Source organism: Dyella dinghuensis, from assembly GCF_003977615.1.
GTDB lineage: Bacteria > Pseudomonadota > Gammaproteobacteria > Xanthomonadales > Rhodanobacteraceae > Dyella_B > Dyella_B dinghuensis.
In genome coordinates this window covers 98,855-113,069 of record NZ_RYZR01000006.1, presented here as the reverse complement: position 1 = coordinate 113,069, position 14,215 = coordinate 98,855, and the positions used below count along the sequence as shown (strand labels likewise).

At 59.7% G+C, this 14,215-nt stretch carries 14 protein-coding genes; 4 read left to right on the top strand and 10 right to left on the bottom strand.

What is annotated here, in order from left to right:
• Window positions 1–25: 25 nt before the first annotated feature.
• Window positions 26–1,621, bottom strand: a complete 1,596-nt coding sequence (gene aceB / locus EKH79_RS11550; protein ID WP_126673980.1) for a malate synthase A — start codon at window positions 1,619–1,621, stop codon at window positions 26–28.
• Between the two features lie 123 nt (window positions 1,622–1,744).
• Here aceB and EKH79_RS11545 point away from each other — a divergent pair, with 123 nt between their 5' ends.
• Window positions 1,745–2,788, top strand: coding sequence for a LysR family transcriptional regulator (locus EKH79_RS11545; RefSeq protein ID WP_126673979.1), 1,044 nt, complete (start codon window positions 1,745–1,747; stop codon window positions 2,786–2,788).
• Window positions 2,789–2,794: 6 nt separating this feature from the next.
• Here EKH79_RS11545 and EKH79_RS11540 read toward each other — a convergent pair whose 3' ends face one another.
• The 8 genes from EKH79_RS11540 to EKH79_RS11505 all read right to left on the bottom strand — a co-directional run bounded on the left by EKH79_RS11540 (window position 2,795) and on the right by EKH79_RS11505 (window position 7,970).
• Entirely contained in the window at window positions 2,795–3,388 is a 594-nt protein-coding gene (locus EKH79_RS11540; RefSeq protein ID WP_126673978.1) for a 1-acyl-sn-glycerol-3-phosphate acyltransferase, read from the bottom strand.
• Window positions 3,385–3,807 carry an alternative ribosome rescue aminoacyl-tRNA hydrolase ArfB gene (gene arfB, locus EKH79_RS11535; protein WP_126673977.1) on the bottom strand — a complete coding sequence of 141 codons (423 nt, stop codon included), beginning with the start codon at window positions 3,805–3,807 and terminating at the stop codon, window positions 3,385–3,387. The genes EKH79_RS11540 and arfB overlap by 4 nt, the downstream gene beginning before the upstream one ends.
• Window positions 3,808–3,817: 10 nt before the next feature.
• Window positions 3,818–4,540, bottom strand: coding sequence for a pseudouridine synthase (locus tag EKH79_RS11530; RefSeq protein ID WP_126673976.1), 723 nt, complete (start codon window positions 4,538–4,540; stop codon window positions 3,818–3,820).
• 135 nt (window positions 4,541–4,675) lie between these two features.
• The gene (gene ubiB, locus EKH79_RS11525) at window positions 4,676–6,313 is read right to left on the bottom strand and encodes a ubiquinone biosynthesis regulatory protein kinase UbiB (protein WP_233590316.1); all 1,638 of its coding nucleotides are present in this window, start codon (window positions 6,311–6,313) and stop codon (window positions 4,676–4,678) included.
• A 5-nt stretch (window positions 6,314–6,318) separates the two neighbouring features.
• The gene (locus EKH79_RS11520) at window positions 6,319–6,969 is read right to left on the bottom strand and encodes a ubiquinone biosynthesis accessory factor UbiJ (RefSeq protein WP_126673974.1); all 651 of its coding nucleotides are present in this window, start codon (window positions 6,967–6,969) and stop codon (window positions 6,319–6,321) included.
• A gap of 48 nt (window positions 6,970–7,017) precedes the next feature.
• Window positions 7,018–7,488, bottom strand: a complete 471-nt coding sequence (locus EKH79_RS11515) for a tRNA (cytidine(34)-2'-O)-methyltransferase (RefSeq protein WP_126673973.1) — start codon at window positions 7,486–7,488, stop codon at window positions 7,018–7,020.
• A 40-nt stretch (window positions 7,489–7,528) separates the two neighbouring features.
• On the bottom strand, window positions 7,529–7,759 hold the full coding sequence (locus tag EKH79_RS11510) for a hypothetical protein (protein WP_126673972.1): 231 nt from the start codon (window positions 7,757–7,759) through the stop codon (window positions 7,529–7,531).
• Between the two features lie 31 nt (window positions 7,760–7,790).
• The gene (locus EKH79_RS11505) at window positions 7,791–7,970 is read right to left on the bottom strand and encodes a hypothetical protein (protein ID WP_126673971.1); all 180 of its coding nucleotides are present in this window, start codon (window positions 7,968–7,970) and stop codon (window positions 7,791–7,793) included.
• Between the two features lie 295 nt (window positions 7,971–8,265).
• Here EKH79_RS11505 and EKH79_RS11500 point away from each other — a divergent pair, with 295 nt between their 5' ends.
• Window positions 8,266–8,697, top strand: a complete 432-nt coding sequence (locus EKH79_RS11500) for a DUF4156 domain-containing protein (RefSeq protein WP_126673970.1) — start codon at window positions 8,266–8,268, stop codon at window positions 8,695–8,697.
• 15 nt (window positions 8,698–8,712) lie between these two features.
• On the opposite strand, the gene EKH79_RS11495 is transcribed toward EKH79_RS11500, so the two are convergent.
• Window positions 8,713–9,327, bottom strand: coding sequence for a TetR/AcrR family transcriptional regulator (locus EKH79_RS11495; protein WP_126673969.1), 615 nt, complete (start codon window positions 9,325–9,327; stop codon window positions 8,713–8,715).
• Between the two features lie 569 nt (window positions 9,328–9,896).
• Between EKH79_RS11495 and EKH79_RS11490 the strand changes: the two genes are divergently transcribed.
• A complete protein-coding gene (locus tag EKH79_RS11490; protein ID WP_126673968.1) occupies window positions 9,897–10,952 on the top strand; it encodes a LacI family DNA-binding transcriptional regulator in 1,056 nt (351 codons plus the stop codon).
• Between the two features lie 36 nt (window positions 10,953–10,988).
• Window positions 10,989–14,012 carry a TonB-dependent receptor gene (locus tag EKH79_RS11485; RefSeq protein WP_126673967.1) on the top strand — a complete coding sequence of 1,008 codons (3,024 nt, stop codon included), beginning with the start codon at window positions 10,989–10,991 and terminating at the stop codon, window positions 14,010–14,012.
• Window positions 14,013–14,215 lie beyond the last annotated feature (203 nt).

Genomic DNA, 14,215 nt, shown 5'->3' with positions numbered 1-14,215 from the left:
CTTGGAATACGCTGGATGCACGCGCTCAGGCGAGCTTTTCGTAAGCGGGAAGGGTGAGGAAGTCGCTGAGCTGTTCGGCATGCGTTAGCGAGGCAAGCAGGTGCGCTGCATCGTCGGCGCGCTTGGCGCCAGGCAATGTGCTTTCGCGTAGACGATGTGTGTGCGTGGCGAGTGCGTGATCGAACAGTGCGATATCGATCGGCGCGTGATCGGTAAATTCCAGACTGCCGTGATGCACCCATTGCCATAACTGCGCACGTGCGATTTCGGCGGTGGCGGCGTCTTCCATCAAGTTGTGAATCGGCACGCAACCCAATCCTTCGAGCCACGCTGCTGTGTAACGCAGCGCAACTTCGACGTTGTTGTCGAAGCCGGAGCGGCTGATCGTTCCGCCGCATGGCGAGATCAACGTATCGCGATCTGCAACGACATCTTCGCGTTTGATGTGCAATTGATTCGACGATGGCATGTGACGGTCGAAAATATCTTTCGCTACCGCGACCAATGCAGGATGCGCCACCCATGTGCCGTCATGTCCGGCTTGCACTTCGCGCAACTTGTCGGCACGAACTTTCGCCATCGCGGCTTCATTCGCTGCATCGTCGCCCTTGATCGGAATCTGCGCGGCCATGCCGCCCATCGCAAACGCGCCTCGGCGATGGCAGGTTTGGATCAGCAGCTCCGAATACGTCTTGAGGAACGGCACTGTCATCACGACCTGGCCGCGATCCGGCAGCAAACGATCGCGATGACGCCGCAGTGTCTTCAGGTACGAAAAAATGTAATCCCAGCGGCCGCAGTTCAGGCCGACGACGCGGTTGCGCAATGCATGCAGAATTTCGTGCATCTGGAACACCGCGGGCAGTGTCTCGATCAGCACCGTCGCTTTTATCGTGCCGATCGGCAGGCCGAGATCGTCTTCGGCCAGCGCGAGCACGTCATCCCACAATACGGCTTCTTCCATCGCTTCGAGCTTGGGCAGGTAGAAGTACGGACCCAGATCGCGTGCGTGCAGCGCGTGCGCGTTATGGAAGGCATACAGGCCGAAGTCGACCAGGGCGCCCGCCATCGTTTCGCCATCGACCGACACATGACGTTCGGGCAGGTGCCAGCCGCGCGGGCGTACGACCAGCACGGCGGGATTGGCGTCCACGCGATAGTCCTTGCCGTCAGGCGAGCGGTATTCCAGCGTGCCGCTCACCGCGTCGCGCAGATTGACCTGACCGTCCAGCTGATTGGCAAAGCTGGGTGCAGACGAATCCTCGAAGTCCGCCATGAACACCTTCGCACCCGAGTTCAGCGCGTTGATGATCATCTTCCGCTCGACCGGCCCGGTGATTTCCACGCGACGGTCCTGCAGGGCGGCGGGAATGGTGGCAACGTTCCAATCGGATTCGCGAATGGCCTTGGTGTCGGCCCGGAAGTCCGGTAACGCGCCGGCGTCATAGCGGGCCTGCCGCTGGGCTCGGGCCTTCAGCAATTGCTGGCGGCGCGGCTCGGCATAACGGTGCAGCCGGGCCAGGAAGGCCAGGGCCTCCGGGGTCAGGATGTCCTCGTAACCACGGGTCTCCGCATGAATCTGGGCGGGCGTGCTGACGAACTTTTCGCTGGGTACTGCCATGTGCTTCTCCACCTAGGGCTTGGGGAAGAAGCTAGTTACGAACATCCATTTTGACAAAACAAATATGTCAATCTTTAGTATTATCTTTATCAATACATACGCTAACGTATTGAGTCAGCTGCCATGAAAGATCCCGTCCGAAAGCCAAACGTGGCCAAAAAGGCGCCCGCCGCGACCAAGCGGAAACGGGTGGGCAAGGACACGCCTGCGCCCGGCGACGCCAGCCGCTACTACTACAAGGGCAACCGCCTGAAGCAGATACGTGCTTTCGTGGCCACGGTGAAGCTCGGAACGCTCAGTCGGGCCGCCGAATCGCTCTATCTCTCCCAGCCATCGATCAGCCTGCAGTTGCAGGCGCTGGAGCGCGAACTGGGCGTGGAACTGCTGCAGCGCAGCCGGCGCCGCATCAATCTGACGGATGCGGGCGAGGCGCTGTATGCCCTCGCGCGCCCCTTGATCGAGGGATGGGAAAACCTCGATCGCGACTTCCAGACCAAGATCAAAGGCCTGCAGGCGGGAAAGCTGACCATCGCGGCGGGCAGCTCGACCATCCAGTATTTGCTACCCGAGCTGGTGCGCCGCTATCGCGAACGCTTTCCTGCCGTGCAGTTGCAGCTCGCCAACGTCACCGGCAAGGACGGCATGGCGTTGCTGCGTGCAGACAGTGCGGATTTCGCGGTGGGTTCGATGCTCGATGTGCCGAACGACATCGCGTGGGCACCGGTCTATCACTACGACCCGATGCTGATCATGCCGCTGGATCATCCGCTGGCGCACAAGGAAAACGTTACGCTGCAGGATCTATCGCCTTACGGGCTCATTCTTCCGCCGCAACGTCTGTCGACGTATCGGCTCGTCGATCTGGTGTTTCAACAGAACCAGGTGCCTTACCACGTCGCGATTGAAGTCGGTGGTTGGGAAGTGATCAAGGAATACGTGGCGATGGGTCTTGGCATTTCCATCGTCACGGGCATTTGTATTTCCGACGCGGATCGTGCGCGACTGGCTGTGCGCAACATGCGGCAATACTTTCCGCAACGCAGCTACGGCGTGGTGATGCGCAAGGGAAAATTCCTCAGCGCCGAAGCGCGCGCGTTTATCGATCTGATTCGCCCGGGTTTGCTGACTCATCGCGATTACGACGAATCAGGCCATTCCGAGCGTTAAGCGCCGTTATTCCGTATTGCGATGCTTGCCGCGATACGGACGAAATAGCGCGCGTATCGAAGCCATATCGGCTTCCGGGTCATCGCTGGCGTGGATGAGTGGCCCAAGCGTAAACGTCTTGGTCGGATAATCGATAAACACGGGCTGGATCGGCACCCTCGCTTCGTTGGCGATGCGAAGAAAACCCGATTTCCACTGCTGCACTTTTTTGCGCGTGCCTTCCGGTGTAATGCCCAACCACATCTTCTCGTGCGTGTGGAAACGCTCGACCATCTGGCCGACGACATTCAGCGCAGCGCTGCGATTGATGGGAATCAGGCCAATGGGACGCAGGATGATGCCCAACGGTCCATCCAGCACTTCGCGCTTGATCATGACGTTGATGTTGATGCCGAGTCCAATCTTCATCATCAATCCCCACACGCCATCCCAGTAGGAGGAGTGGGGTGCGCCGATGATGATCACCTTGGGCACATCGGGCAGTTCGCCGAGCAATCGCCAGCCCGACAAACGCAGAAGGCTGCGCATTAGCCATGGCCAGAAGCGGCTGTTGAGTAGGGGCGCCTGGGGTGGAATGGGCGGCAGAACGGGTTCGCTCACTCGTGGCTCCAGGACCGCGATCGGTTTTGTTTGATTTTCGCACGCTGCTGCTTGCCTTCGAGGCGGCGCAACTTCGATGCACGCGTGGGTTTCGTCGCAACGCGCTTCTTGGGTGCGACCAGTGCGCCGCGCACGATCTCGACCAGACGTTCGCGTGCATCTTCGCGATTGCGGCCCTGATCTCTGAAGCGGCGTGCTTGAATCACCAGCACGCCCTCGTCGGTCAGTCGACGATCGCTTCGCGCCAGCAGTCGCTCGCGAACATCGTCCGGCAACGATGGCGAATGCGCCACGTCGAAGCGCAATTCGACGGCGCTTTCAGTGCGATTGACATGCTGGCCACCGGGGCCGTCGGCACGCAGAAAGCGCACGACCAGCTCCGATTCCGGCAGGACGATGGATCGACTCACGGGTAGCATGCCGCGCAGTTTAGCTGGTTGGCATGCTTATTTCGTCGGCCGGCAGCGACCAGCCAAAGCGTGAGAGCAGCCCGGTGAAGGCCTCATCCAGCGGTGCTTCCAGCGCCATCGGCCGTCCGTCTACCGGGTGCCGAAAACGCAGGCGCCATGCATGCAATAGCATGCGATGGCAGCTGAAATATTGCTTGTAGAGACGATTGTGATCGCCGCGTCCATGCTGGCAATCGCCGATCACCGGATGGTGGATATGCGCCATGTGCTTGCGGATCTGCCGAAACCGCCCGCTCTGCGGTTCGGCCAGCACGAGTGCGTAACGTTGTTGCGGGTAACGACCCAGCGCAATGGGTACTTCGATGGTGGCCAGTCGACGGTAGTCGGTGCGTGCATCGCGCCGCGGGCCGGTCTCGCGTGAGCCGGGTAATGGGTAATCGATGATGCCTTCCGTCGGTTCCGGCCAGCCACGTACGACGGCGAGATACTGCTTGTGCACGTCACGGCCCATGAACTGTTCGCCTAGTGCTGCGGCGACCTCGCTGGAGCGGGCGATCAGCAACACGCCGCTTGTCGCACGATCAAGACGATGTGCGAGATACACCGTGCCGCCAACCTGCTCACGCAATACGTCGATGAGAAATGTTTCGGCGTTGCCGACCATTTTCGAGCGATGCACAGCCAAGCCTGCAGGCTTGTTGACCGCAATGAGTGCATCGTCCTGATAAAGAATTTCAAGCATCGATAAATCGCCGAAGCGCCACTGACTCCCTCCCCTGCACGCAGGGGAGGGTTGGGGTGGGGTAAAGCAATCTTGCGAAAGAGCCTTGACCCCCTCCCAACCTCCCCCTGCTTTGCAGGGGGAGGGGCGAAAGCATCATCGGTGCCACCAGCCCCACGCAAACGAGAGCAAGCCCGCTGTGCCGACGCCAATCGGTACCCAGATGCTGTGCTGCGTTCCGAACGTAAACATCAGCGTAGCGCTCATGATCAGCGTGGCACCGAGCAAGCCGCCACCGATCATGCCGAGTATCCGGCGCACGAGATGACGTTGGTGACCCAATTCTTCCGCGTCGGCAAGAAGACGTTGCTCGCCGATAGCGACTTGCCGCAACGCATCGCGTACCAATTCCGGCAATAACGGCGCATTGTGGAACCATTCCGGCACGCGCTTGCGAATTTCGCGAAAGGTACGCAGCGGGCTGTAGCGCTCGCGCAAAATGCGTTTAAGCACGGGATGCGCCACCGCCCAGATATCGATGTCCGGGTCGAGCATGCGACCCACACCTTCGATATTGAGTAGCGTCTTCTGCAGCAGAATCAGTTGCGGCTGCAAGGTGAGCTCGAATCGGCGTGCGGTCTGAAATAGTTTCACAACCAGTTCGGCGAGCGAGATCTGCGAGAGCGGACGCGTGAAATAAGGTTCGCAAACGGTGCGTACTGCTGCTTCCAGTTCGTCGAGGCGAACGCTCGGCGGCATCCAGCCCGCATCGATGTGCAGCTTGGCAATGCGTGCGTAGTCGCGTTCGAACAGCGCGATGAAATTCTGCGCGAGCCAATATTGATCGGCTTCCGGCAACGAACCCATGATGCCGAAATCCAGCGCGATGAAGCGCGGCTCGCTCACGCGCGTCGGATCGACCCAGATGTTGCCCGGGTGCGCATCGGCATGGAAAAAGTTGTCGCGGAACACCTGTTCGTAGAACAGACGCACACCCTTGGCGGCGAGCACCTTGCGATCGATTCCTGCTGCGTCGATGGCAGCGATGTCATCGCAACTCACACCAGACACGCGCTCCAGTGTGAGCACGCGCGCGGCGGTCAGTTCCCAGTGCACTTCCGGCACGTACATGTCGACGCCGCTTATGAAGTTGCGGCGTAGCAGACTGGCATTCGCACCTTCGCGCTGCAGATCCAGCTCGTGCTCGAGCATTTTCTCCACTTCGCTGACCACATCGAGCGGGCGAATCTTGTCCGCATTGGGGTGCCAGCGTTGTGCCAGTTCGCCGAGCGAACGAATCAGCCGAACATCGCGGTCGATGCGTTCGTCGATGCGCGGGCGCAGCACTTTTACGACGACGGCGCGGCCGTCATAAAGCGTGGCCGCATGCACCTGCGCGATCGAAGCCGACGCCAGCGGAACGTTATCGAAGCTCGCATAAAGCTGCTCGATCGGCTGTTTCAGCTCGCGCTGTACGATCTCGCGCGCTTGCTCACCCGGAAACGGCGGCACCTGATCCTGCAGAAGCGCCAGTTCATCGGCGATGTCCTCCGGCACCAGATCGCGCCGTGTGGACAGCACCTGGCCGGCCTTGACGAAGATCGGGCCCAGTTCGTTCAGCGCCATGCGCAGTCGCGCACCGCGGGAAAGTGGGCGCACGTCAACGATGGGCCGGCCCAGAAATGGACGAACGAGTTTCAGCGGACGAAAGAGATGCGTCGCATCGACGACTTCATCCAGCCGATAGCGCAACAGCACCACGGCAATGCGTAGCAGTCCCGGCACAGCTCGCAGCGGCGTCACGGAGTCGATCCTTTGCGTGCGCGCTCCAGGCGGGCCAGTCGCGCATCCAGACGCTCGGTGCGTTCGCGCAGTGCGTCGACTTCATCGAGGAAGCCTTCCACTTCGCCGGGCGCGAGCGCGATGCGTGCCTCGTCGCGCAACCATGCGGCGCCATCCTGCGTGAGATGCGAGGAGGTTTCGCGCGCGTGCGCCAATCCTTCGCGCACGGCTTTGGCCAGCGGCACGCCAATCACGTCGCCGAAGGTGCGTGCGAAGGCTTCTTCAAAATCGGGCGCGAAACCGCTCGCCAGTTTTTCCAGGCGGCGGGCGAGATCGGCGTCACCCGCAATTTCCACCTTGCCCGGCGCCATGCTGTCGCCGTGGCGGCGGAAGATCATCGACAGCAGACTGCCGGGCGTTGCCGCCACGCGCAGATCGCTGGTTTCCGGCGCGGGGCCGACTTTCAGTCGACTATCCGCAACGGTGATCGCCAGCGCCAGATCCGCGCCACGCAGATGCAATTGCACCGAGCGCCCATTCAGGGCGGCCAGTTTGGACTGGGTATCCGGATCGAGTGACAGGGCGTGATTGAGCGCAGTTTCCAGCGCGCGGCCTGCCAATTTGCGCAAGGGCTGCGGGAGCAATGACGTAGAAGAGGCGGCATTCATACCCGGATTGTAGCCGCCCGGGCCTTGCGCCTGTCGTGATCGTCGCGATCAGAGCGCCACGGCACCCGGGAATCCAAGCTGACGCCATGCTTCATACACCGCCACCGCCACGCTGTTGGACAGGTTGAGACTGCGGCTGTCCGCGCACATCGGCAGTCGCAAACGCTGCTCCGGCGGCAATCCCTGGAGCACCGCGTCGGGCAGGCCCGCCGTTTCGCAACCGAACAGCAGCGCATCGCCATCGGCGAAGCGTGCGTCGGCATGCATGGTGCGGCCGCGCGTGGAGAAGGCGAAGACGCGCGGATGATTCAACGCCGCAAGGCAGGTATCGAGATCGTCATGTACCGCGACGCGCGCGTATTCGTGGTAATCCAGGCCGGCGCGTCGCAGACGTGTATCGTCAAGCTCAAAGCCCAAGGGGCGGATCAGGTGAAGTCCGGCGCCGGTGTTGGCGCACAGTCGGATCACGTTGCCGGTGTTGGGCGGAATTTCGGGGCGAAACAGGATGACATGTAGCATGCCGCCATTATCAGACGGCGGGGCTGATCGTGTCTCGCGATCAACCCGCCGTGCGCAGACAAATCGTGTTGCTGACCGGCAGCATGCAGGCCGAGGGTGCCGAGGCCAGCAGCGTGCTGACGGGGTTGCTGAGCGTCATCTTCGTGGCCAGTTCCACCGGTGCGGGCTTGCTTGCCACCATCGCCGTGAGAATCAGGCCGCAGACCACCATGCATGCCACGAACAGCGTATGCAGAATGAAGTTTTCAAACCTGGTTTCGGTGAGTTTCATATCCCTAATCTCCGAATGAATGAGTCAGTACTCACGCTGACGGCGCGTGTGTCACCGTGGCGCTGGTGTGAGCATTGGATGCCAATTGGACCGGTGCGGGTTTAATCGTGACCATCGATGCCAGGAACAGTCCGCAAATCACCATGCACACGACGAACAGGCCGTTCAGAAGTGCCGTTTCCAATTTGAATTTGCTGTCGGTCAGTTTCATATCCGTATCTCCGAGTGATGGACCGGGAAGAGGTCTCGCCTTTTACGGTGCAATCCGCGTGCCAGTGCGGAGATGCTCATCAAGTCATTGATAGATATGTATTAATGGATGAGGCTGACCGGCACTCAGGTTGTCCGCGGACACCGGACATCGGCCGCCGGACAGTGTCCGGACAGGCAGCGGACGACAAATCGTCCGCGCGGTAAGCCTGCGTTCGGCGATTGGCGACAGCAACGCGTTACGATGCGACGCAGACGCAACAACGTTCGATTTCATCGCCTACATGGAGCTACTCATGCGCAAGACCCTGCTGCTGCTCGCACCTATCGTGCTGCTCGGCGGTTGTACCTGGGGCATCAACCCCACACCGGGCTCGGCAAACGTTCGTACTGTGTGGACCGGCGACGTTTCCGGTTGCCGCGATCTGGGCAAGATCACCGTGTCGGTGACCGATCATGTCGGACCGTATGATCGCAATGACATCAAAGTGCGCGACGAACTGCAGGTGCAGGCACGCAATAGCGCCGTCGACATGAGGGCCGACACGATCAAGCCGCTGACCGATCCGGTCGACGGTTCGCAGCCTTGGGAAGCCTATTTCTGCGGTAATCAGGTCGCGAATCAGCCGCCTCCGCCGCCGATCCAGGGTGCGTCTGCGCAGCAACCGCAGGCAGCGCCACCCCCGCCGCAACAGGGTGGCGGGTTCCAGACGTATCCCACGCACTAACCGCTGGATTTCCGGTCATTCGCTGAACACGTCATGCAGATACAGCTGCATGGCGTGTTGCAATTGCGACAGCGCTTTCTGACGGCCGGGCATGCCGGGCTCGGCTTGAATCGCCACCGCGGCTTTCATCATCTGCTGCACGGTAACGGCCACGGCATACATGTCTTCCGTCGAACGATGCGGTGCGCGACGCGTCAGCAACGCCTGCAATTCGGCACGAAGACGGCGGCGAATGGACATGCCATCGGCCGCAGGCACCGGACCCGATTCCACCAGCATCACAAAGGCCGGATGCCTTCTGCGGAAGGTAATCAAAAACGCGCTCAGGCGAGCGGCCAGCTCGTTGGTATCCAGATCGTCCGAACGTTCGGCGAGCTTTGCCACTTCGCCGAACAGCGCTTGCGCGTAGTCTTCGATCAGCGCGTGCGCCAACGCTTCCTTGGTGGGGAAGAACTGATACAGCGAACCAATCGCCGCGCCCGCACGCGCCGCGATTTCAGTCATGGTCGCGCCTTCGTAGCCCTTTTCGACAAAGCACGCGGCGGCCGCTTCCCGCAGCGCAGCGACGCGCTCGTAACCGCGCTGACGTTGCGGCAAGCGACGTGCTTCAGTGGGCTTTTGCGGGGGCATGTAATGACTGCGCCTGTTCTCATCCATCGGCAGGCGCCTATCGTACCGTTCGCATCCCACTTGCACCTATAGGCCAGTGTGTACGAAGGCGCATCGTGCCTAGATCTGTGGAGTATTCGAATGCATGCGTGCAACAAGCACGACGGTTGTGCGCGTTGCGATGTGCCTGGATTTTCGCATCAAGCCGTTGAAAGCTTTTGTCGACTTACGCCATGCGGCTTGTGGGGATGAGTTCGCGCGCAAGCAGGCAACAGCATGCTTGTTTTGCGTCTTCGTTTGACCTCACACCCGACCGACGAGCTTTTCACGCCCTCTTGCCAGACAAATTCGTTTGCTTCATCCGGCGAAGCGCATCGCTTCTGCTGCACTGCCGTGTCGGTTTGCACTTAACAACATAAGCAGCCGGACGCTGCGGAATCATCGACGGGCACGCAAAGTGTCGCGACAGGTTATTGCAGTGCAGCGAAAACGGTGCTCAGGGGTCCCTTTACAAGCTTCCATGAAAACGTTTACGTTTGCGCCGCAGCTGGGGTTCAGGGCGGTACCACCACTCAATGCAGGAAGCTCAGATGGCTACGAAAAACACCACCATCCGGGATGTCGCGCGCGAGGCAAAAGTCTCCGTCGCATCGGTATCCCGCGTGCTGAACGGTACCGGCGGCGTCACGCCCGAAACCCAACGCATCGTGCGCGAAGTGGCCGCACGCCTGCACTACGTCCCGGACAATGCCGCCCGCAGCCTGATCACCGGACGCACCCACACCATCGGTGCCGTGTTGCCGGATCTCTATGGCGAGTTCTTCTCGGAACTCATCCGCGGCATCGATCTGGCCGCGCGTGCACGTGGCCTGCATCTGCTGGTATCCAGTTCACACGACGGCGTGGATGCAGCGGCTGCTGCGGTTCGCGCCATGCGTGGCCGCGTAGACGGCATGCTGATTCTTTCCGAGCACGTCGACGAAAAATTTCTCGAGGAAAATCTGCCTGCCAGTCTGCCGGCAGTGTTGCTCGACAGCCCGGTCAAAAGTACACGTTTCCCTGTGCTCAACATCGACAGCCGCGCTGGCGCGCTGGCGATGGTGCAGCACCTCATCGAGAAGGGCCGCCAAAACGTCGCCTTCATCGCTGGTCCAAAAAGCAACTTCGACGCGCAGCAACGCGATAAGGGTTATCGCGCGGCGATGGCCAAACACGCGCCCGATGCGCCGCTCAATATCGTGGCCGGCGACTTCAGCGAAGAATCGGGCTATCGCGCGGGACGCGAATTGCTCGCGCAGAAAAAACGCCCCAATGCCGTCTTCGCCGCCAACGACATGATGGCCGTGGGTTGCCTCTACGCATTCAAAGAAGCCGGTGTCGATGTTCCGGGGGACATCGCACTGGCCGGCTTCGACGACATTCTCATTGCTCGATACGTCACGCCGCCGCTCAGCACGGTGCAGGTGCGTATCGCGGATCTCGGCCGCATTGCGCTGGAGCGTCTTGCGGCCTTGCTGGACCCGACCGACACGACGCCGGCATCGGTGCAGACGCTGGGATGCGACATCGTCGTACGCGAAACCTGCGGGGGTAATGCGAGTGCGGCCCCTGCGCCGCGCAAGCCGAAACGACCGCCGAGTACATAACGACATCCACAGTGAAATTGTCTGGGAGGGGAGAGCATGAACGCTGTATCGAATTACAAGAAACTACTGCTGGCGCGGCTTATCGCAGCTGCAGTGATCGCTACCGTCGCATCGCCGGTGGTGTCTTACGCGCAAAGCGCTGATGCCAACCTGCGCGGTATGGCGGCACCCAGTTCCACCATCACGGCAACCAACACCGCCACCGGTTACACACGCGTCACCAAAGCCGGTGCAGACGGTACGTATGCACTGGTCAGCCTGCCGCCGGGTACCTACAAAGTCGACGCCGGTCCGGGTACCGAGCAGACGGTTACGTTGACGGTGGCTTCCACCGCGACACTCAATCTTGCTGCGAAAGCGGCGCCGACGGGTAATGCCGTCAGCGCGCAGAATCTTGGTGCTGTCACCGTCAATGCCAATACGCTAACCGAAGTGACGACGTCGGAAGTCGGCAACACCGTGTCGCAGCGGCAGATCGCGACCGTTCCGCAGATCACGCGTAACTTCCTCGAATTCGCGGACACTGTGCCGGGCATGGTGTTCACCGTGCAGCAAAACGGACAGGCCAGTTTGCAGTCGGGTGGCCAGGCGCCCACGGCGATTAATGTCTACATCGACGGCGTGGGACAAAAGAATTATGTGCTACCCGGCGGCATCACTGGGCAAAGCAACAGTCAGGGTAATCCGTTTCCGCAGTTGGCAATTGGCGAATACAAAGTCATTACGTCCAACTACAAGGCCGAGTACGACCAGATTTCCAGTGCGGCCGTAACGGCGGAAACCAAGTCTGGTACCAACGAATTCCATGGTGAGTTATTCGGGGACTGGACCGATACCTGGATGCGTGCCGAAACACCTTCCGAAATCGCCGCCGACAAGAAGACTCCCTCGCACGATAAGGAATACGGCTTCTCGTTCGGCGGTCCGATTATTCAAGACAAGGCGCACTTCTTCATAGCCTATGAGGGCAAGGAATACGACACGCCGATCACGGTTGTGCCAGGTTCCGTTAACCAGCAGGCACAGGTCGTTGCTCAACTACCGCCCAGCGCGCTGGCGCAACTCGGGCCGACAGGCCTGCCGTTCAAAGAAGATCTCTACTTTGCCAAACTCGACTGGGAGCCAAGCAATCGAGATCGCATCGAATTTAGCGGTAAATATCGCGATGAGTCGGCGATCAGCGGTCCCGGAACCGGGCAGGCTGCATCCACGGCGGTGAACGTGGTCAATTACGACCGGCGCTTCGACATTCGCTGGGATCACAGCAGCGACAGTTGGTTCAATCGCCTACAGGCGACCTACGAAAACGCGTTCTACAAACCAACGCCGGTCCAGTTCGGCAATGGATATGTTTACACCACCATCCCATCTGAAAACCAACAGACAATTCTGGACGTCGGCCCTGCCACACCGCTAGCCGGGCAAGACAAAGGTCAGAAAGGTCCGTCGATTTCAGACGACCTTACGTTCAACGATTTTGAATGGCATGGCGATCACGTCATCAAGATGGGTGTCAGCTACAAAGTTGTGACACTGACTGCGCAGGATGCTTTTAACTACAACCCTCAGTTCTACTACTACGTAACACCCGCAGGGACAGAGCCGGACCCGTATCAAGTTGTATTTCCCTCACAACTGCCGGGGACCAACCCGATGGTCCGCACATCAGACAGGCAGCTCGGCACGTACATTCAGGACGACTGGACCGTCGATGACCATTTGACCTTGAATCTAGGCCTTCGTTGGGACTATGAGTGGACACCCTCCTATCTCAATTGGGTGACGCCGCAGGCGGTGATCAACGCGCTTAACGCGCCTAACCCGTGGCCCGGAGCCGCGCCTGGTCAAACTTATGCGCAGTCACTTGCATTGGGTGGCGTCAACGTCGGGAACTACATAAGCACAGGCAACAATCGTCATCCGCAAGATAACCAGTTCATGCCGCGCTTTGGGTTCTCTTATGACATCAACGGCGACCAGGCGCACGTTATCCATGGCGGCGCAGGGCGTTCGTACGATCGCAATCTTTACGAGTTGTTGCAGCTCGAACAGACCAAGATTGCGCTTGGTCAGCCGACACTGGGTTTTGAAACGCCGTATTCGACGTGCAATCCCGGCCCCACATGTATTCCGTGGAATCCCGCCTACTACGGCGGTTTAAGTGTTTTGCAGGGCCTGCTCGCCGCCAGTAGTACGGGTCGCGAAGTTGACATGGTCACCAATAATCTGAAGACACCATATTCAGACCAGGTGAGCCTAGGCATGCGCAATCAGATCGGTGAGTGGAATACCGACGTCACCGTCGCACGCGTCAACAGCTTCAATGGCTTGGTATACCAACTCGGCAATCGCTATCCCAATGGCGCGTTCTGGGAAAACGGCAGTCAGCCATGGGGAGACGGCATTCCGGGGTGGGGCAACCTCATCATTGCCAACAACGGTCTCGAAACAAAGACTACGCAGTTGTTGATTTCTGCAGAAAAGCCGTACACGCCAGAATCGCATTGGGGTGTCACGATTGCGTACACGTACTCGCATGCGTTGCAAAACAACGATAGTCAGGACGTCACGGACCAGTATGCGTTTGACGAAGAAACCATCGGCGATTATCCGTTCATTGGTTCTGCGGTAGCGCGGCATCGGTTGGTAAGTACCGCGTCGCTGGATGGTCCATGGGGCTTGCTGTTCGGCGCGAAGCTGACCCTCTCCACGCCGATTCCCGGCTTGGGACTTGCGTGCTTCAACGACACCAGTACGCCGAGCGGATGTCTTCCTTACTCCGCGACACCACCCGGGTCCCATTTCCTGATCGGTGGTCCGATTTGGGGTTACCGTTCGATCGATTTCCAGGTAACGAAGAACTTCAAGATCTACGGCAACTTTGATGGTTACGTGCGTATGGATCTGCTGAACGCATTCAACTGGAACAACTACAGCGACTACAACACCAATTACGGTGCCAACGGAGTACTTAACAGCACACCCGTGACCTACAACACCATCGGCAACATTTTGGGTACGCCGCGTGAGGTGAAGGTAACGCTCGGCATCAAATTCTGATGTTTGAAAACGAACAGGGCTCGCCTCGTGCGAGCTTTGTCCTCTGATAGGCAAGCAACGTTTCATCCCCTCGCCGGTTGCTCATGACCGGAGCGGAGAAGGAGCAAGACTGCAAGGATGTCGTTCTGCCCCGGATAAGGGCGCGCTGTGTGTTTCGCGGACCGCAGCGCGCCCCGGTGCAAAACCGAACCATCGAATCGAAC